A 20,563-nucleotide genomic window follows, 5' to 3' on the forward strand; every position below is an offset into this window, starting at 1 on the left:
AGCGCCCCCGGTCTTGATTATTTCAATGCTATGCGAATCACGTCATCCGGAGCCGTGGCTTCTTTTTCGCGGCTGGAAGCCTGTTTGACGCTGACGTACAGCGTCTGGCCATCCGGTGACAGCGCCAGGCTGTTCGGGTGGGTCGGCGTCTTGAGGGTGTTCAGCAGCTTGTAACTTTTGGCGTCAATCACGCTCACTTCGCCCGCCTTGCGGTGGGTCACGTAAACTTCATTGCGCGCCGGGTTGAACAACACCGCCAGCGATTCCGGTACCTCGATTTTGCTCAGGACAGTGCCGTCGCGGGTATCGACAACCAACACCTGTGCCTGTTTGGAGTCGGTGATAAACGCGCGGTGGGTGGCCGGATCCAGGCTGAGGTTCAAGAAGAAGTGCTCTTTGGCTTCATCCAGTTTTTTGCGGGTGAGCACCTTGTTGGTTTTGGTATCGATAGTCACCAGCTCGCCGTCGGCGTTGGTCACATACAGGCGGCCGGCTGCGGCGTCCAGCGCCAGGCCGGTGCCATATTTACCGGTATCGGTGATGGTGGTGCGCAGGGTGAGATCTTTACCGTCCACCACCCAGACCACGCTGGATTCGCCCAGCCCGGTAATGTACAGCGTGTCGGTCGCGGCGTCGGCCACCAGCTCACGCGGCGCCAGCGGTTTTACCGTCTCGGTGCGTTGGCGGGCATCCAGCACCAGGCGGCCTTTCACTTCGCCGGTCTTGGCGTCGATAGCGGTCACCGCGTTGTTTACCGTGTTGCCGAAGAACAGCGTATCGGTCTTGCCGTTAATCGCGGCGCCGAAAGGTTTGATGTCGTTGTGGATCACCTGAGTGATATCCAGCGTCTTGGGATCCAGCCGATAAACCACGCCGCCCTTGTCCAGCTTACGGCTTTGCGAGGTCGCCAGATAGAGCGCGTTTTCGCCCTGGCTATACACCATCTCGTAAGCGCCTTTACCTACCGGTTTGCGCAGCAGCTCAGGCTCGCTCTGGGCCAGCAACGGGGCGGAAAACAGCATTGACGTGAGCAACAGCAGCGGGAAGGTGGCGCGTGCGCCAAAGCGGCGGCTGGTGGTGGTTGCAGAATTCATAACCTCTCCATGGAGTTAAAAAAGCCTATCGCCACAGGGCGGTTGCCCTGGAGCCAGGAACGCTCAACATTGAATAAAGGGAAAATCCGGCCGGTCGCGTCGTGGCGCGCCGATCCTTGTATTTGCGAATAATAATCATTATTCATGGCGAAGGGGAGTTATTTCGGCAGGGGTGGGGGGAAATCACAGTGTGGAGGGGGCGCTGCGCTTTCCTGCGGCTGGGGCGGGATGGCGATAAACAACCGGTGCCAGAAGCCAGGCACCGGTTTTACTGCGATGTGACCTCAAGAACCGTCGGCGCTGTAGGAGACGCGACTGTCGGCTTGCGCATGTCGGCCCCACAGCAATGCCAGCCCCATCAATGCCGAGAACAGCAAAATGGTCGCCGTCATGGCCGTCACCATACCGAGTGGGCTGGCGAGCAGCGAAGCGACGCTGATGGAGATAAACGCGATGGTGGTCACCATAAAACCGATCGAACTGGCGCAAGCGCCGGCTCGGTCAGCGAAGCACTTGATTAAAAAGGCCGAGCCGGTCGGCACCAAAAAGCCGTTGCCGAAGGTGATCAACGAGAAGGGAACGATGATTTTCCAGGCCGCCGAGACGGAGAAAAAGAAGGGCGTGAGGAACAGCAGCAGCGCGCCGGCCATGCCGAAACAGATGCCGACTTTCATGCTGCCCGCGTCGCCCAATTTGGCATACTGGCGTTTGGCCACCTCGGTCCCGGCAATAAAGGTCAGCGCGATCGGCAGATACATCAGCCCAATGGCGTCCGCTGAATAACCGATGCCCGTCAGGATAAACGGCAGCATGGTCAGAAATACCAGATACAGCGTGATGCCGCAGGCAATGGCGCAGGCATGTCCGATAAAAAATCGACTGGACAGGAACGAGCCGTAACTCTTCAAAACCCGGGTGGTGGAAAACGCAGTGCGGTTGGCGGGCGCCAGCGATTCCCGGTAGCCGAACAGCGTCCAGGCCAGCAGCAGAACGGTCAGCGCCAGCAGCAGGCCAAACACCATCTTCCAGCCGAAGTAGGCCGTCACATAGCCGCCGATCAACGGCGCCAGAGCCGGTGAAAGCCCGCCCAGCGCCATCATCAGGGTGAACAGCTTTTGCACGTCGTTACCGTCGAACAAATCGACGATCATCGGTTGCCACAGTACATAGGCGGCGCAGACGCCAAGGGATTGCAGCAGGCGACAAAACAGGAAGAATTCGATCGAGCGGGCGTAAATGCAGCCCAGGGTGCCCGCTAAAAACAGCAGCAGCCCGATAAACAGCGGCGCTTTGCGGCCAAGCTGATCGGAGATGGCGCCGTAGAACAGCTGGCCGATTGAGAATCCCGCCATGTAGATGCTCAGCGATAAGCCGACGGTGCCTGCATCAGTTTGATAAAACTGCTGAATATTCGCGAGTGCCGGCAGGTAAAGATCGGAAGCGAACAGCCCGATAGTGGACAGCAACGCGGCGTAAATTAAAAACAAAACTTTCCTGGTACCTTGCATGGTAGCCCCATCATTGAGTTGAATTTTCGGAGAATCGTTGCGCATCAGGCCGGTTGCCAGCTCACCGGCAGCGCTTTCAGGCCATACAGCACCATTTCATCGCGGTAGGTCAGCGTCTCTTGCGGTACGGCTATCGCCAGGCTGGGGATGCGGGTGAAAATGGCGTGGAAGGCAATGGTCAGTTCGGCGCGGGCGAAATGCATGCCCAGGCATTTGTGAATGCCGTGGCCGAAGCCTAACTGGGTCTTTTCTCGCCGGTGAAGGTTGAAGACATCGGGTTGCTCGAATATCTCCTCATCGCGATTGGCGGAGCTCAGCATGATCAGCACGCCTTCGCCGGCCTTGATCTGCTGGCCGCCAATTTCGGTATCCTCCAGTGCCGCTCGCGGCAGGCCCGCGTGATTGATGGTCAGATAGCGCACCAGCTCATAGACCAAATCGTTGCCCAGATCGATATCGGCGAGAAACGCCTGCAACTGGGCGGGATTGTTCAGTAAGGTCACCACGCCCAGCCCCATGGCCAACGCCATGGTGTCGTAAGCGCTCAGCAGCAACAGCGCGGCCAGGCCGACAATCTCTTCATGGCTGGGTTGGTGCGCCTGCTGGGCCTTATGGATCAGCCTGCCGAGCAGATCATCGCCCGGCGCGCGCTCCTTTTCGGTCACGATACGATCGAAATAACCCATCAGCTCAATCGCCGCCTGTTCGGCCAATTCGGGAGGGCTGCTGCGATCCAGCACGGTATCGGTCCTGCTTTGCACAAAAGGGTGATCCTCAACCGGCGTGCCCAGCAGCTCGCAAATGATCTTGGCGGACGCGGGGATGGCAAAGGCCTTGACGAAGTCTACCGGCGGCTGCATGGACAGCAGCTCATCGAGCTGGCGCTGAATGATGGCCGTCATTTGCGGCTTGAGTTTTTCCACATGCGCGTTGAGAAATTCTTCCGTGACGGCTTTGCGCAAACGCGTATGGTCGGGTGCATCAAGTTGCAGGAAAAAACCCGGCGGTGGCGGCACTTCGCCGGAGATATACGTCGGGAAGCCGGCGGAACGTGGGTCCGAGCTTAACCGTTTGTCGCTCAAAGCCTTTTTGACATCCTGGTGGCGCGTCACCAGCCAGGCGAAATCCCCGCGCGGGGTTTTCACCCGAACCACCGGGCATTCCTGGCGGATAAACCGGTACTCTTCCGGCGGATTGAACGGGCAGGTGCGCCGGGTGGGCAGGCATTCAAGGTGTGGCGTGGCGTTAGCGTCGCTGGATAACATCATCGTATTCCCCCGGCTCAGGCCGCGTTTTTACTGATTTCGGTTTCAAGGAAAGCGCGTAGCTGCCCGACCGAGGGATTATCCCAAATGGCGGTGGGATCCAGCTCCAGGCCGTAGCGATCTTCGATCTCGCCGATCATGGTCAGCGTGAACACGGAATCCATGCCGTAATCGGAAAAATTTTTATCTTCTTCAATCTCGGCGGGCGTGAGGCGGCAGTAGGCGGCGACGCGCTCAACAAGCCATTGTTCAAGTTCGTTTTGTACTGAGGCCATTTTGTTTTCCTTGCGTGTTTTTTTTGCCGACGTCGGCAATGTCGTTTCAGTGCGATTCAGATAGCGCGAGCTCAATGTTGCGCCACAGGTCTTTCAGACGTGGGCCGATTTCGGGGTGGTCGACCAACCTTTGTTCATCCGCTTCCGGCAAGACATAAGGTGCGGCGAGGGTGGCGCAGGGGCTGCAACTTTCAATCAGGCGGCAGCCCATAATCTGCAGCGTTTCCGCCAGTTGCGACTGCGCCAGCTCCGCGCGCACCGAAATGTTGGGAAAAGCCAACGGCTTGTCCACGAGCTCGCCGCTGCCGACGATCCAGTCCAAAGCATTCTTCACCACGCCGGTCACGCCATGCGCGTATTCCGGACTGGCCAGCAGCACCAGATCGGCCTGCGCCAGCGCAGATTGCCAATGGGCGACGGCCGGATTTTCCCGATTTTCATGGTCCGCGTTGAATAAGGGGATGGCGTCCAGGCGCGAGTAAATCTCGAATTGCACGCTGGCGGGGCTCACCTGCGCCATGGCGCGTAAAAACAGGCTGTTCAGCGACGCGGCGCGCAGGCTGCCGGAAATGCCCAAAATACGAAATTTGTGTGCCATAAAATTATTCCTCCCAACCCTGTAGCGGGTAGTGCATTAAGTCGAAACTGACGCGCCGGCGGTAATCGTCGAACAGGCGCTGACAGACATAGTCGGCTTCCGATTCATCCAGGCCTTCATCCGGGGCGATTTGCAGATGAACCAGTTGGCGTTTGACCATCAATTGCGTCAACGCCAGCGGCAGTTTCTCTGCCGCCGTTTGATGCCATTGCAGACAAGCGGCGATGGCGAGCAAACCGGCGTACAGCGTGCTTAGCTGATAGTGACCGGCCGGCGCGGTGGCGGAAATGTCTCGCGGATCCAGCGTTTGCAACTTGTCCAACAGCCGCTCTCTGGCCGCCAGGACCTGTGTCGCCAATGCAGCGCCCAGCAGCGGCGCGGTGTGGAGCAGCGAATCCAGCAGCGGATCGCGCCCCGTCGGCGCCACCTGCAGCCGGTTGAAATCTATCGGCTCGTCGATCGGCGCGTCCGAGGCGAGCATTGGCGAAAGCCGGGCCGCTTCCGGCGTGGCGGCGTTTTTGCGCGCCAGCATGAACAGCAACGGCAGCAGCGTGAGCTGGCAGGCCGGGCGGCCTACGTGTGCGAATCCGGCAGGTTTGATGTCTCTGAGCAGCTTTTGGAACAGGCCGAATTCGCTTTCCGTGAGGTAAAAACTGGCACCCAGATGATCGGCCAGGCGGTTCATGGCGCCGATCAGCAGTTTGGGTACCACAATCTTGATCGACGGCGCATACAGGCAGCAAAATTCAGGATGAACATGCAGTGCCCGGGCGCCCAGTCTGCTGAATGCGTCCGCCAGCAGCAGATCGAGCAACGCGAGGCTCAATACCTGGCGCGCCGAGGGGAAGTCGGCCAGGCAGCGGCCATACAGCTGCCGTTGCAGGCTGAAACGCGTGGCCAATCGCAGGCCGGAGTCCAGCACGCCGACAAACATGCCGGGGAGCAGCGTGCGGGTGACCTGAAACGACCGCAGAGTGGTTTCCAGCGCCTTGCCTTCCGCTCCCAGCAGCAATTCGTCGTCGGCTGCGGCGGGCAAGCGGGTGCGATCGAAACGTACGCCGCCCAGCTGTACGCCGCGCATCCCCACGCTGCTGTGGCGCGGCAGTTCCTGCAAGGCGCCGTCCGGCAGTTGCGACTTCACTATCAATATTTGGGTATGGCTGCGGCTACCGGGCTGTGGCGAGGTGCGGGCGAAGGCCACGAAAACGCTGCTGCGGGCAATGTTGGAGGTGACCTGTTTTTCGCCCTCCAGCACCCAGCGGCCGTCCTGCCTGTCGGCGGAAAATTCCACGGCGGACAGATCGTTACCGTGTTCCGGCTCATAGTAGGAGCAGGCCACTTTTTCATTGCGATGCAGCGCCTGGGCGACGGTGCGTTGCTGCGTGGGTGAACCGACCGCCCAGATATTGCAGCACGCGATAAAGCTGCTGCCGGCATAACCCAACCCCAGGCACGGATCCTTGCGATAGAGCACCCTGAACAGATCCATCAGCACGTCCAGCCCGCGCCATTGGCCGCCCATCGCTTGCGGGATCAGGCAGCGATTGAATCCGGCCTCGTCGAGCCGGGCTTCGCCCTCCGCCCACAACGCGCAGGCGGCGTCGGCCGCCAGTACCGCATTGGCCCAGGCGGCGTAGCCGTCGCAACCGGCTGGCGTCAGCTGTCTTTCAAGCATGTCGACGGTAAGAAGATGTTCAGCGTTCATGGTCAGTTTCCTGCTGCAGAATGGCGTCGGCTGACGTGAAGGGACGATCGGCAAAAGACGCTTTCAGCGTTTGCCAGGCGACGTGCGGCTCTGCGGTTTCCGGCAGCCCCCATTGGCGGACGACGAGCGTCAGGCACAGCGGCAACCAGTGCCGGCATCGGAGCGCGGATGGTGCCGGATTGTTCAGCCAAAACAGCAGGCAGCTTGCGGCGATAAATAGGCTTTCATAGCGCTGAAGGCCCAGCAGCGTTTGCTGAGGCACCTGCGGGTAAACCACGGGTGCGGACGCCAGGTCATCGATAACCCGATGGCTTGCCTGTAGCAGAGTGTCCAGCAGTGCAGCGAGATCCTGCTCCGCCACCTGCCCGGCATGCTGTTGTTGCGCGCGGGCAATCATGGCCGGTAAGGCCTGAACCAGAGAACAGCCGCTGCGAGAGTAAATCGTCAGGGCGTTCAACGGCAGCTCAGCCGGCGTGGGGGAATGCCGGTTTCCCAGCTTGTCCAGCGCGGCGCTGTCGCTTGCGCCACGGCGGTATTGCCGGATTAGGGTCGGCAGCTGCGGCGCCAGGGATGAGCGGCTGACCAAGGTGCTGCCATCGAAAATGGGCACGATTTGATGGTCGCGGATCAACTTTTGAAAAGCGCCGTCGGCAAATAAATCGCTGACGAAGCCCCGCGCGCCCATCTGTTCTTCCAGCAGGCTCAGCTGGTGCGCGGCCAATGACGGGATGGCGGCTTTGGCCAGCGCGGAGACGACGCTCATTTCCTGCGGCAGATAACTGGCGTGGCGGGCGGCTGTCCACGCGGTGATTTCCAGCATCCAGGAGACAGCCTGAGATTCCGCCAACAGCGTCTGTACCGTATCCAGCTCCGACAGCCGGCGGCCATATAAGCGGTGGTGTTGAACCAGCCCGGTGGTCAGCCGCAGCCCGGCGTCGAGTGCGCCGACCGATAACCCGCAGCAGGCGGTGCGGGTCAATTGCAGGGCGCGCAGGGTGATCTCCAGCCCCTGGCCCGGCTCACCGACCAGCGCGTCATCGGGCAGCTCGGCATCCTGCCACTGTTGCCCGCTGATATCCGCGCCACGAATGCCGTAGGTGCTGACCTTGGGCAGATTGCGCCAGCTCGTGGCGGGCAGATGGCGCTTGTCCAGCAGCAAAACGCTCATGCCGCGTGCGCCGGCGAGTTCGTCGGTCCGGGCCAGCAGGGTGATGATATTGCCGCGAGTGGCGTTATTGATCAGCCACTTCTCCCCCTGAAGACGCCAACCTTGCGCATGCTTGACCGCCGTGGTCCGGGTTGCCATTAAATCGGCGCCGCGCCCGCGCTCGGTCAGGCCCCATGCCAGGGCTTCATCGGCCAGCAATGCGCGACGAGTCTGTTCGACTTGCCGTGCGTTACCGGCCAACCAGACGCTGACCGCGCCCAGGAAGGATTTTCCGTGGCCGATGGCGACGGTGAGATCCAGCGCCGCCAAGGCTCGCCACAGCGTGCTGATCTGTTCCAGCCCCCTCAGGCGGCCCCGGTGTTGAGAGGGCAGGTAGAGCAGGGCAGCGCCTTGCTGATTCAACCAGTCCACGGCCTCCTGAGGGAAGGTGGCATCACGATCGTGCTGCATCAGTCGCGTGCTTTCGAAGGCCCGTTCAGCCTGTTCGCGCCAATGCGCGTAAGCTTCTGCGGTCAGCGGCGCATCGCGGGTGGCCTGCAGCGTTTGCAGCAGCAAATCCATCATTCGCCCCTCTCGACGCGGCTTTCATCCTGGCCGGCAATGTGTTCACGGACGGCGGCGGCGAGCCATTGATGGCGGGTGCGCAATGTCTGGCTGAGAAAGCGTTGTTTCATGGCGGTGCGCTGTATTTTGCCGCTGGTGGTGCGGCTGACTTCGCCGGGCGGCACCAGGATCACGCCGGCCAGCGGTGCGCCCCATTCGCGCTGCACCCAGCCCTGAATGTCTGCCGAAAGCTGCTCCAGCTCATGATCTTCAAAGGATCCCGGCAATTCGTGGCACACCACCAACGCCTCCTGCGCAGTATCCAGCGCTACGCCGAACACCGCGCCGTATCGGCCCGCCAGCACGTTGAAATGGCGTCGCAGATCGTGCTCGATGTCCTGTGGATAGAGGTTTTTTCCGTGGGTGATAATCACTTCTTTGATCCGCGCCGTGACGTGGATTTCACCCTGTTGCAGAAAGCCCACGTCGCCGGTGCGCAGGTAAGGGCCCTGGCCGCATGCGGTATAGGCGTCGAAGGTGTCGCGGGTAGCCTGCGGGTTGTTCCAATACCCCTTGGCCACGCTGCCACCTTGCAGCCAGATTTCACCGAGTTCCCCTTCGGCCAGCGGCTGGAGCGTTGTCGGATCGATAATCCGCAAGTCGTAGTGGCGCGCGCAACCGCAACTGACCGACAGTTTCTGCGGGCCCCCGGCCTGTTGGCGATCCGGCAAGCTGATTGTCTGCGGCGGACGCGGCGTACTGCCGGAAATGAACACCGTGCATTCCGCCATGCCATAGCAGGGCTGCATGGCGCTGGGGGTGAAACCGGCGGCGGCGAAACAGTCGATAAACGCCTGAATGGTGCTGGCCTGCACGGGCTCGGAACCGTTGATCAGGTAACGCAGCGACGAGAGATTCAGCGTCGGCCGTTGTTCGGCGGTTATGCGTCGGCAACAGAGTTCAAAAGCAAAATTAGGGGCGCAGGTATGATTGATACTGAAACGCTCAATCATTTGCAGCCAGTGCAGCGGCCTTTTCAGGAACTGGGTCGGGGTCATCATGTAGCAACTGCTGCCGAGGAACAGCGCGGGCAGCAGTTGCGCCATCAGCCCCATGTCGTGGTATTGCGGGATCCAACCGCCGAAACGCGTGTCATCCGCATAGCCCAGCGTTTGCTGGAAACTGTTGACGTTATGCACCAGGTTGGCGTGGGTCAGCATCACCCCTTTGGGGTTGCCGGTGGAGCCGGAAGTGTATTGCAACAGCGCCAGATCGTCGGGATTAACCTCAGATGCGTCGGATTCGAATGCTGGTGCCTCATTTTGCAGGGCGATCGGCAACTGATCGCAGGCGATGGCCGCCTGTTCCAGCCAGTCGCGGATCGCGCCTTCATCGCCGGGGGCATACAGCAGGGCGACGATACCGGCGTCATGCATGATATTGGTCAGCCGTTGACGCTGATGCTGATACTGGGTTGGCAGCGGCGCAGGCACGGCGATCATTCGCGCATACATGCAGGCCAGGAAACCGATCGCAAAATACTCGCTGACCGAGGACGGCAGTAAAATGCGGCTGTTCGGCGCATAGGTCGCCCGCAGTTCCGCCGCCAGATGCAGGGCCGAATGGCGCAACTGGCGGTAATTGACCTGACGGTTTTTTTCGTCATGGTGCGGGTGATTCACCATCATCAGCGCCAGCGCTTCGGGGTTGACGGCGGCATGGTGATCCACCGCCGCTTGCAGGGTCGGAAAACGGGGGGGATTCAGCATCATGACTGGCATCCTTTGCTGGTGGTGTAAGCCATATCCGGCGTTGGGATAAAGCCGATCGCGATGAAATAGTCGAGATAACGATTCAACAGGCTCTGATCCAACGGCTGGGCGGAAATGCCGCTGCCTTCCAGCGCCTGAAGCAGATTGCGGTAGTCATAGTGCGGCAGACTGCCTTCGTCGCCGGCGTCTTTCGACGGCGCCTCTTCACCAAACAGCGAGAAGAATTTGCCGAGGGCATTTTGCTCGCCGGCTTCAAGCGCGGCGGCCAGGCGCTGATACCACTCGGGGTAGCTCACCGCATCAATCCTGTAGCCCCGTTGGCGCAGCATGCCGATGAGATCGCGCCAATGTAACGGCGCTGACTGCGTCAGATGATAAATCCGATGCTCTCCGGCGCCGGAAAGGGCGATATGCGCCACGCTTTGCGCGCAGAAGTCCACCGGCGAGATGTCCAGCATCACGTCAAACGGCAGCTCCGTCTGCAGTTGAATGCAGCTTTTGATGGCGGCGTTGAGGTAGGTGTCCGTCGAACAGGCGCCGTTGGTTTGCGCGCCGGTGATCTGGCCGGGGCGATAAATGCGGCAAGGCAGGCCGCGTTCGCCGGCCAGGGTTATCAAGCGTTCGGAAACCCACTTGGTTTGACGGTATCCTCCCGCCAGGCCGTTGGGGTGCATGAGCGGTTCCTCGCGGAAATGGTGCTCGCCCGGCTGGCCGGGAAACACCGACAGCGAAGAGATGTAATGCAACGGTTTTACCCGCACTTGCCCCGCCAGACGCAGCACCTCGAGGGTGCCGAGCACGTTGGTGGGCTTTAACTGGCGATAAGGCATGGCGTAGCTGGAGATCGCCGCGTTATGCACGATCATCTCGACGTCCTGGCACAGTTGCCGCCAGGTGGGTTTATCTACACCGAGATAAGGTTTGCCCACGTCTCCCGGTACGCCGGCGATGCGCGCACGATCGCCCAGGCGTTGCAGGCCGTACTGTTGCAAGTTGTTCAGGATGCGTTCCACCGCTTGCTGCGGGTTTGCCGAACGCACGACGACCCACAGCATCGCCTGTGAACGATCCAGAAACTCCCTCAACAGGAAGGCGCCGGTATACCCGGTGCCGCCGGTGAGCAGGATATGGCGAAAATCGCTGTTGACGGCGGGCAAGGCCCCAGGCTGGGCGCCAATGTCGGCCGGCAGTTGGGCTTCGGCGCAGAGCTCTTCGTCGCTGAGGTTTTGCAGACCGGCAGAGGCGGTGCGGTGTTTGCCTTTGATATAGGCGGAGAGCGCGGCGATGGTCGGGTTTTTGAACACGTAGCGCAGGCTGACGGCGGTATCCAACTCCCGACGCACTCTGGAGACCATCTGCACCACCGACAGCGAATCGCCGCCGAGTTCAAAAAAGCTGTCTTCAATGCCGACCTGCGACACTGACAGCACGTCCTGCCAGATGCGGGCGATTTTCTCCTCGCTCAGGTTGCGGGGGGCGACATATGCCTGCTGACTGCGCTCTTGCTTTAACGGGGCCGGCAGTTGCTTGCGGTCGATTTTCCCATTCGGCAGTTTCGGCAAGACCGGCATCACCACAACGTGGGCCGGTATCATGGCTTCCGGTAACTCTCCGCGCACAAAGTCGCGCAGTTGCCGGGCCAGCTCAGCGTTGCGTTCCTGCGCCAGCGGGTTGTTGGAAAGTGCGGCGGGTGAGTTCATTGCGTTATTTTTTTCCATTTTTTGGCCACTCACTTCGAGTCTGCGATAACGCCGGTCTGGCGGCGTTCGGTAAGCGGAACTTCGTGCAGCGTCAGTTCGAGGTTGAACAGCCGAAGCCCCTCTTCCGGGGTTAGCGTCAATCGAACCTGATAGCCCTGAGCTTCAAAGTGACTGGCGATATCTTCCGGGTGCAGTGGGTTCGGTTCGGTGATTTCCCACAACCGTTTCTCGATATCCCATTTGGTCTGGTCGTCATCGGCCTCGGCCAATAGCGTCATCAGGTCGCTGTCGCGTTGCAGTCGACAATTCGGCAGATTGCGAATGACGATGTGATGTTTTTCGCGGTTTTCGTCACTAAGCTGCGCGGTCAACGCCGTCAACCCGTGCGAATCGAGGGTTTGCCCTTGCCAGTCCAGATAGCGCGGTGCGGCGGTTGGTTTGCGGCCACTGACAATCACGTCATAACGGAAATCATTCAGTTCGTTGGCGGCTTGCCCGCGCTTGAGCTCCAGTTGCAGCTTGCGCGAGGTTCCGTGGCGCTCGTTGAACGTCTGGAAATAACGCGGAGACAGGCACAACTCTTTCTCCGCCTCCCTGTCTCTTTTGATCTGTTGGCGGATTTCCGCCACGCGGGCCAGAGGCGCTGCCTTATAAAATTGAACGCCGGTATGGAATGCGCTCAGATCGTCGAGGCTGCGGACATCGCCGAGATAGATAACGCCATCGTCCTGGGTGATGCGCAGCGCTTCGTCCAGCACGCTTTTCAGATAGCCGAGGTCCGGGAAGTATTGAATCACCGAGTTCAGGATCACCAGCGTGTCTGGCCGCGCGGCCAGGTTTTCGAGCCGCTTCGCGTCGCCCTGCGTCAGGGTAATGTGTGCGGCGGAATGCAGCGCCGGCGGCAGTGATTGGCGGGCGACGTTCAGCGCCTCCTGAGACAGATCCAGCCCATGATAAGAATGGCTGTCCGCCGCCAGATGACGCATGATTTGCCCCATGCCGACGCCCACATCGATCAGATGGCTGCGATCGCAGGCGCGCAGTTTGATCAGGGTATGGTTCAACCATTCGCGCATCTCGTTCGGCGGAATGGGCGCACCGGTATAGCTGCTTAACCAGCCGGCGAATTGACGATCCTGCTCATGGTGCACTTCATAACTGGCGCGTTCTTCGTAGGCGTTGTTCCACAGTTGTCCCCAGTGAGCGATCAGGGTGTTCGCCGAGTCGCCGGCCTGTTGCTGGGCTTCATTGATTTCAACGTAAGCCACCAATTCGTAACGTTCGTTTTCCTGCTTAACGGCGATGACGGCGGCGTTTTGTACCAGTGGATGCCGTGAGATCACGCTTTCAATTTCATCAAGCTCGATGCGATGACCCAGTACTTTGACCTGCCGATCGATACGGCCGACAAATTCAATGTCGCCGGAGGCATTCCATAACGCGCGGTCGCCGGTGCGGTAGAAAACCTGGCCGACAGCCGGTTGCAGCGCGAAACGTTCGGCGGTCAATTCCGGTCGGCCCAGGTACCCCTGGCAGACGCCGTCGCCGCCAATCCACAATTCACCCGCGACGCCGATCGGGCTTGGGTGCCCGTCCGGGCCGAGAATCAACATTTGGGTATTGGCGATAGGCTTGCCGATCGCGATACGGTTGGCGGCCTGCGACCCTGTGCCCGGCAAGCGATGGACGCTTGACCAGATGGTGGTTTCCGTCGGGCCGTACATGTTGTAAACCGCCGCGTCCAGGCGCTGGGACAACTGCTGGGCCAGGCCGGCGGGGAAGGGCTCGCCACCGATCAAAATGGCGCGCAGATGCTCCATCGCGCTTACCGCCGCGGGCTCCGCCATTACCGCCGCCATAAAGGACGGCGTACTTTGCACCAGGCTGATGCGATGGCGTTGCAGCAGCGCGGCAAAGTTGTAGGGCGCATCGCGCAGTTCGTTCCGATGCAAGGTTTGCAGCTGTTTCAGCGCCTGCAATCCTTCCAGCACCTGTTCGTTGGCGATGCCGAAGTCAATCAGCCCGGCGAGCTCATCGACCCCCGCCTGCTGCAACTGCGTCAACAGCGGCAGCACGCTTTCCGGCGAACCGAACAGACCCGAACGTTCAAAGTAACGCTCCACTGCGCTGTCGAGCAGCGACTCCAGATCTTCCTGCGGCAGATCCTGCTGGAATTCCAGCCCCATGCTGGCGGACAGCTCGCGCAACAGCCCGGTGGAGGTGCGCAGGTAGTCGCGGAAGGGGCCTTTAGCCACCGCTTTGGCGCGTTGTTCGTCCGGCAGCAGGAAGGTATGTATCATCAAGGTGACATGGCCGTTACCCGCATGACCCGCAGCGTGCCAGGCCTGGCGATAGGCGGCGATTTTTTGCTGCAGTTGTTCGAGATCCTGGCCCAGCAGGTGGGTCAGCAGATTGACGCCGTAGGTCCCCGCCAATTCGAACGTGGTGACGTCGCCGGAGGACGTGAACCAAATCGGCAACTGAGGCTGAACCGGGGAAGGGTAAGCCGTCAGACTGACCTCTTTGCCGTCACCGTTGAGGCGGTGAAGGCATCCGCCCTGCCAAAGCGTGCGCAATTCCTGCAGTTTTTGCAGCATCACGGCTTTTCTGGCTGGGTAGTTGTCCGGCGCCAGAGCAAAGTCATTGGTGTTCCAGCCAGAGGCGAACGCCAGCCCGACGCGTCCGGACGACAGGTTGTCCACCAGGGACCACTCTTCCGCCAGGCGCAGGCTGTCGTGCAGCGGTGCGACCACGCTGCCGCAGCGCAGTTCGACGCGGTTCGTGATGGTCGCCAGCGCGGCGGACATGACGGAAGGGTTGGGATACAAGCCGCCGAAGGCATGGAAGTGCCGCTCCGGGGTCCAGACGGCTTTGAATCCGTGGCTATCGGCATAACGCGCAGCGTCCAGCACCAGTTGATAACCTTCGTGACGCCGTTCGTTATTGGCGGCGCCAAAGAAGAACAGGCTGAACTCCAGGGGAGTGACGCGGCTGTCGCCGTGCCACGCCAGATTGTTGATCTGGTGTTCCGGGGCCAGCACCACGTTGGCGCCGCGGCTCAGCGGCCAGAAAATTTCCAGAATGGAGATGTCAAACGAGATGCTGGTCAACGCCAGCAGGCTGTCTTCCTGACGACACCCCACCGCCTCATCCATGCCGACCAGGAAGTTCGTCAGGTTTTTTTGCAGGATCAAGGTACCCTTCGGTTTGCCCGTCGAGCCGGAGGTGTAAATGACATAGGCGACATCGTTGCCGAACGACGCTTGCGGCGGATTTTGATGCTCTTCACGCAGCAACTCCCGATATTCCGGCCATTCGATGCGTGTGGCCGCGGCCAGTTCGGGCGCGTCGGCCTGCGTGATCAGACAGGAAAGCTGCGAGTCTTTGACGATATAGTCCAGTCGCTCCGCCGGGTAGTCGGGATCGAGAGGAACATAAGCCGCCCCGGCTTTATGGATCGCCAACAGGCTGGCCACCAGCGTCACGCTGCGTCGCAAGCAAATGCCCACCAGCGAGCCGGGCATTACGCCGGCTTCGCGCAGGCGCGCCGCCATGGCATTGGCCAACTGATTAAGTTCAGCGTAACTGAGGCTGTCGTCGCGGCAGCACAAGGCTTCACGCTGTGGATTAAGCGCCGCCTGGTGCTCGAACTGTCGATAGGCGCAGGCGTCAGCCTCATAGGCCACATCGGTGCGGTTCCATTCTCGAATCAGCGCCTGTTGGCGCCCGGCCTCCAGCGCGGCGGTGAATACCGGCTGCTGCGGGGCGTCCGCCAGTTGACTCAGTGCCTGCAGGTAATATTCCGGCAGCAGATCGCACAGCGGCTCGCTCAGCTGTGCGAGGTTGCAGTCAAACCACAAAGATAAAGACTGGCTGACCGGATCCTTCAGATAATTGACCGCCAGAGCAAAATTGGTGTCTGCAACGCCATAGGCATGCGAAATCGGTGAGTTTTCATCGCCCCAATTGCGATGGAAATCCATGTAGTTGATATAGCTGTCCAACACGATTTCCTGACCGTAATCGCGTTGCATTGCGGTAAAAGGGTAACGGCCATAAGGATAGGCATCGGCTTCAAACTGCGCGATCCTCTGCGCCAATTCAATAAATGACGCCTGTTCGATAGACAGAGCCAGCGGCAGGGTGTTGAGGAATACGCCGATGGTTTTATCTGCATCCTGTACCCCGAGGCGGCCGTTGAAAACCAGCCCGGTAGCGACCCGATCCTGGCCGGTCAAGACGGCTTGCACCTTCAGGTGAGCCGCAACCAGTAACGCTTTGAGCGGCAATGAGTGAGTTTGCACTAACTGTCCGAGCTTGTTGGCCAGCGTGGCGGGCAGTTCGGCGCGCACGGACTTGTGCCGCGTGGGGCCGGATTTGTCCGGGCGTGGCAAAGGCGCGGGATCCAGCTCGTTCAGTTGCGATTGCCAGAAAGCCGCCGCCTGGCGGTCTGCGGTAATCTGCTGTTCGGCAACGATAAAATCGCGATAGTGGCTTGCAAGCTCGGCACGCTGCGGTTCGCGGCCGTCGAGCAATTGCCGGTAATTATCCACAATCTCATCCAGCATTAATAAGTCGCTCCAGCCATCGAGCACCACGTGGTGCTCGATGACCGAAAGCTGGAAGCGTTGCGGATGCAGACCGTGGCTGAAAAAGGCCAGACACGGGGCTTCAGCCAACGTGAAACGGTGATATTTAGCCTGATCCACCCAGCGCGATAGGGCTTGCCGCTGCTGTTCTGGCGCCAGCGAGGTGAGATCCTCCGCCTGTGTCAGCGGGGTTGTAACCCGTTGATGAACCAACTGCAGCGGCTGACTGTAATTTGAAAGGTCAAAGCTGCTGCGCAGCAAAGGATGGCGCGCCAACGTGAACTCTATGGCGCGCTGCAACAGCGCAAGCGTCAACGGTAGCTCGACGGTCAATGAGGTGACCACGCGATATACCGAGGCCTCGTGTTCAATTTCTGCCTGGTAGGCCATGGACTTTTGCATGGCGGACAGGGGATAAGCGTCTTCCAATCCCTGCGGCAGACGCTGGCGATCCTGCGGGGTGAGCAGTGAGAAAGGGGCCGGAGAAGCGGGCGGCGTCGTTGCTGTGGCCGCCGGTGTCAGCTGCTTTGCGAGTTGGCGTAGCGTCGGGTTGCGAAACAGCGCTGCCAAATCGAGGGCGTAGCCGCGTTTCTCCAGTGCGCTGCGCACGCGAATGGCCAGCATGGAGTCACCGCCCAGGCTGTAGAAGGGCGTATCCGGCGACAACGTCGGCCGTTGCAGTACGCTTTGCCACACCGTGGCGACCAGGCGTTCCTGGTCATTCAATTCACCGCCGCCGTTTTCCAGCTCCGCTTTGGGGCTCGGCAACGCTTTGCGATTCACTTTGCCGTTGCTGAGGTACGGCAGCACCGGCAGGATCACCCATTGCGCGGGGAGCATGTATTCCGGCAGTGTCGCCCTGAGCCGCCGTTCGATCTCGGGGAGCGAGTCGCCGGCCGCGTCGCGTTCGGCCAAGACCAGATAACCCACCAGGCGATCCTGACCGAGAGGATCGCGATAGGTTGACACCAGTGCCTGTTCCACCTGCGGCAGCGCCACCAGTTGGGCTTCAATTTCCCCCAGTTCAATGCGCAGTCCGCGGATTTTTACCTGATGATCGAGGCGGCCAAGAAATTCCAGCCCGTGGTGCTCGGTCAGCCGCACCAGATCGCCGGTTCGGTACAGACGACCGCCATCGGCGGCCAGCGGAATAAGCTCATCGGGTTGCGGAATAAAGCGCTCCGCAGTCAGTTCGGGCTGATTGACGTATCCCTGCGCAACCTGCACGCCACCGATATAGAGTTCTCCCACGGTGCCGGGGGGCAAGGGGCGCAATTGCGCATCGAGCACCCAGAGCTGAGTGTTGGCCACCGGATAGCCGATCGGTACGCTGCCGGCATAGGCCACGCCGGGGAGGCAATCCCAATAGCTGACGTCGATGGCCGCTTCGGTAGGACCGTACAAATTATGCAGACGGCAGTCGGGCAACGACTGATTGGCGCGCGTCACGCTGGCCAATTTCAAGGCTTCGCCGCTGCAAAACATTCTCGTCAGCGACGGTAACGGCCGGCCGTCCAGCTCGGCTAAAAACAGATCCAGCATCGGAGGAACAAAATGCAGCGTCGTAATCTGCGTCGTGCGAATGATGTCGATCAGTTGGCGGGGATCCTTATGGCTGCCCGGAAGCGCGATCACCAACCGTGCGCCCACCGTCAGCGGCCAGAAAAATTCCCACACCGACACGTCAAAAGTAAACGGCGTTTTCTGCAGGACGCGATCCTCCGCGTCAAGTGGGTAGGCCGCCTGCATCCATAAAATGCGGTTCGTTACGGCGCGATGGCTGACGGCCACCCCTTTAGGCTGCCCGGTCGAACCTGAGGTAAAGAGGATATAGGCGATGGCGTCCGGCGAGACCGACGGCAAGGTGAACGGCACCGCATCGTTTAACTCTCTGGTCTGCAATGAAAATACCGCCGTTCCGATATCGGGCGGCGTATCCCAATACAGCAGAGTATGGATGCCGGCCTGGGCGATCTGAGACTGCAAACGGGCCATAGGCAGCTCAGGATCCAGCGGCACAAAGGCCGCGCCGACTTTTTGAATGGCGAGCAGTGCGAGGGTCATGTCCAGGGAACGTTCGCCATAAACGGCCACCGCATCTCCGGGGCGTACCCCCTGCGCTACCAGGCCGCAGGCCCAGCGTTCGCTGCGCTGCACCAGTTCGCTATAGGTGATCGTTTCATCGGCGAATTGCAGCGCAATGGCATCGGGACTGCATTGCGCCTGGCGGTCAATCCGCGCCGGCAGCGTTTGCTGAAGATCGTAATCTTGCCGGTTGGCATTGAATTGCCGGATAGCCAGACGATCTTCGGGCAGCAGCAGCGTCTCCGCCGGGCAATCAATTCGCTGGTGGGTCAAACACCAGCCGATAAACTGCATCAATCTCTGAGCATGATGATCGAGCAAGGTGGCGGAATAGTTTTCCGGGTTGGCGTCCCACAGCAACTCAATGCGATCGGTGCCAATAAACAGCGTCAGAGTCAGATCGGTCACCGGCCCGGTGGTGAATTGGTGGCAGAGGGCTTTTTCATGGCCAAAATAAACATCATGTTCGAATGAAATAATATTGATCAGCGTCTTGGTTAGCTTGTCTTCAGGGGCGCCCAGCCCGATGGCGCGATGAATATCCTCATTGCGGCATTGCTGGTGTTTGATCGCCAACGCCAATTCCTGCCGGGTCAGACGCAACAGTTGAGACAGGTCTGAAATCCCTGAGACAGAGAGCGTCAGGGGAATTTCATTCGCCTGCATCGCGGGCTTTTTCAACGCGACAAGCGTGGCGCGGCCAGTCACGGCCAGCCCCAATTGAACGATATCCTGGCCGGTTAAACGGTGGCTGTAAGCGGAAAACAGCGCCAATAACAATTGCGGCAGCGTAAGGCCGTGCTCAGAGGCGAAGGTGTTGATTTGGCGATAAAGGTCTTGTGCAAGAGTACAGCGAGTTTGCAACAGGCCCCGGGCCATGCTGGACCGGTTTTTGCCCAGCGTGGTGGCGCCTTCCGTCGAGGCCAGTTTAGCTGTCCAAAATGCCATGTCGCGCTGGTGCTGCGTGCCGGCGGTGTAATTGTCCAGGCTTTCGAAATAGGCTTCGCGCGTGACCCACTCGCTTGCGGGGCATGTCGCATGTTGCACGCTGGACGTGTAAATTTTCGCCAGACGTTCGATCAGCATCGATTGGCCAAAACCATCGAGCACCAAATGATGATATTTCCCATACAGCAGCAGATCCCCGGCGGGCAATGCGATGATATGCCATTGCAGCAAGGGCGCTGAGCCGTCCAGGGGGAAAGGGAGCTGGTTTTGCCGTTCCATCCAGGATTGCGCCTGGTGTTGATCAGCAAATGAATGGCGGGCAATCAAAGCATCCGCTGGAAAATGCGGGAATTGAACAGGGCCTTCCTCGGTTGCCGAAAGGGAAATTCTTTGCAGCTCGGCTTCTTGGTTGAGTTGCAGCAAAGCGTCATGCAACGCTTCCTGATTGATATTTTTCCCGAGCTTCAGAAAGAAACAGGCATTAAAGCGGAAATTCTCTGGTTCCATTTGGGCGGCGGCCCAAATAGCGCGTTGCGCTGGGGTAAGTTTATTTAATGACATTGTCATTCCAATTATGTTGTTGGTTTGGATACGGACCATGACATTCTTACCGATTTAGCCCGATATGAATTAAACGCATCTGCTCCGATATAAATAGTAATGAAATATAATTAAAAACTCGCTCAGTACGTCTGGCGCACGGCAGGTAATAAAATGGCGTAGCGGCGCCCGCACCAATAAATAGGGCGTTCTTTCCATTAGGCTATTCACACCCTGTAATAAATCATTGACTCAACAGACGCATCGTCAGAGTGCGTAAGGGCAATTAATGCCGATGAAGTCATCAATAAAAGATCATTTTCTCAGGGCGATTTACCGGTCATTAAAGGTCAGGAATTGACTATAGACATAAAGAAAATTTACATCAATTTGATGAGGGATAAAAACATTACAAAATGTTAACATTGCTATTAAGCTGAGTTGTGTTTTTATTGTGACTTTAAATTTTTTAATTTTGAATTATTTTGGATTTTTATGCTGATTTTTGGCTTTGTTTTTGATTTTTTGTTTTATCAGGAAATCATTTACCGTGCTAATCAATTGAGTGCGGAATAATGCGGCGTGGTAGTAAACTCTTTTGGAATCATTAGGATGTGCATGTAAATATAAAAAATTGCATTTTCAGAATGCAATTTTTCATCATCAATAATGAGTTTAATCCTAAAAATATGACGGTATCTCTTGGGCCGAATATAAACATCGTCATCTTCACCACTGAACATAAAGTTATTTTTACCGCAGCAATTAGAATT

General features: G+C 59.0%; 10 protein-coding genes. All 10 read right to left on the reverse strand.

Annotation, left to right across the window (positions count from 1 at the left end; translation table 11 throughout):
• Positions 1-17: 17 nt before the first annotated feature.
• Entirely contained in the window at positions 18-1,094 is a 1,077-nt protein-coding gene (locus JEM67_RS03465; protein ID WP_199638035.1) for a YncE family protein, read from the reverse strand.
• Positions 1,095-1,378: 284 nt separating this feature from the next.
• A complete protein-coding gene (locus JEM67_RS03470) occupies positions 1,379-2,602 on the reverse strand; it encodes a Bcr/CflA family efflux MFS transporter (protein ID WP_233527816.1) in 1,224 nt (407 codons plus the stop codon).
• Positions 2,603-2,646: 44 nt separating this feature from the next.
• Positions 2,647-3,870: a cytochrome P450 gene (locus JEM67_RS03475; protein ID WP_013811359.1), complete on the reverse strand. Its 1,224-nt coding sequence runs from the start codon at positions 3,868-3,870 to the stop codon at positions 2,647-2,649.
• Between the two features lie 14 nt (positions 3,871-3,884).
• The gene (locus JEM67_RS03480; protein ID WP_006323399.1) at positions 3,885-4,142 is read right to left on the reverse strand and encodes an acyl carrier protein; all 258 of its coding nucleotides are present in this window, start codon (positions 4,140-4,142) and stop codon (positions 3,885-3,887) included.
• A 46-nt stretch (positions 4,143-4,188) separates the two neighbouring features.
• Positions 4,189-4,740, reverse strand: coding sequence for an NADPH-dependent FMN reductase (locus JEM67_RS03485; protein ID WP_199638039.1), 552 nt, complete (start codon positions 4,738-4,740; stop codon positions 4,189-4,191).
• 4 nt (positions 4,741-4,744) lie between these two features.
• Positions 4,745-6,445, reverse strand: a complete 1,701-nt coding sequence (locus JEM67_RS03490) for an acyl-CoA dehydrogenase (RefSeq protein ID WP_199638041.1) — start codon at positions 6,443-6,445, stop codon at positions 4,745-4,747.
• Positions 6,435-8,177, reverse strand: a complete 1,743-nt coding sequence (locus JEM67_RS03495; RefSeq protein ID WP_199638043.1) for an acyl-CoA dehydrogenase family protein — start codon at positions 8,175-8,177, stop codon at positions 6,435-6,437. Before JEM67_RS03495 ends, JEM67_RS03490 begins: the two co-directional genes overlap by 11 nt.
• Entirely contained in the window at positions 8,174-9,928 is a 1,755-nt protein-coding gene (locus JEM67_RS03500) for a fatty acyl-AMP ligase (protein WP_199638045.1), read from the reverse strand. The genes JEM67_RS03495 and JEM67_RS03500 overlap by 4 nt, the downstream gene beginning before the upstream one ends.
• Entirely contained in the window at positions 9,925-11,646 is a 1,722-nt protein-coding gene (locus JEM67_RS03505; RefSeq protein ID WP_199638052.1) for a thioester reductase domain-containing protein, read from the reverse strand. Before JEM67_RS03505 ends, JEM67_RS03500 begins: the two co-directional genes overlap by 4 nt.
• A gap of 11 nt (positions 11,647-11,657) precedes the next feature.
• Positions 11,658-19,850 (reverse strand): amino acid adenylation domain-containing protein, encoded by an 8,193-nt coding sequence (locus JEM67_RS03510; RefSeq protein WP_370576175.1) that lies wholly within the window; start codon positions 19,848-19,850, stop codon positions 11,658-11,660.
• Between the last annotated feature and the right edge of the window lie 713 nt (positions 19,851-20,563).

It is taken from the genome of Serratia sp. PAMC26656, assembly GCF_016469055.2.
Lineage (GTDB): Bacteria > Pseudomonadota > Gammaproteobacteria > Enterobacterales > Enterobacteriaceae > Serratia > Serratia plymuthica.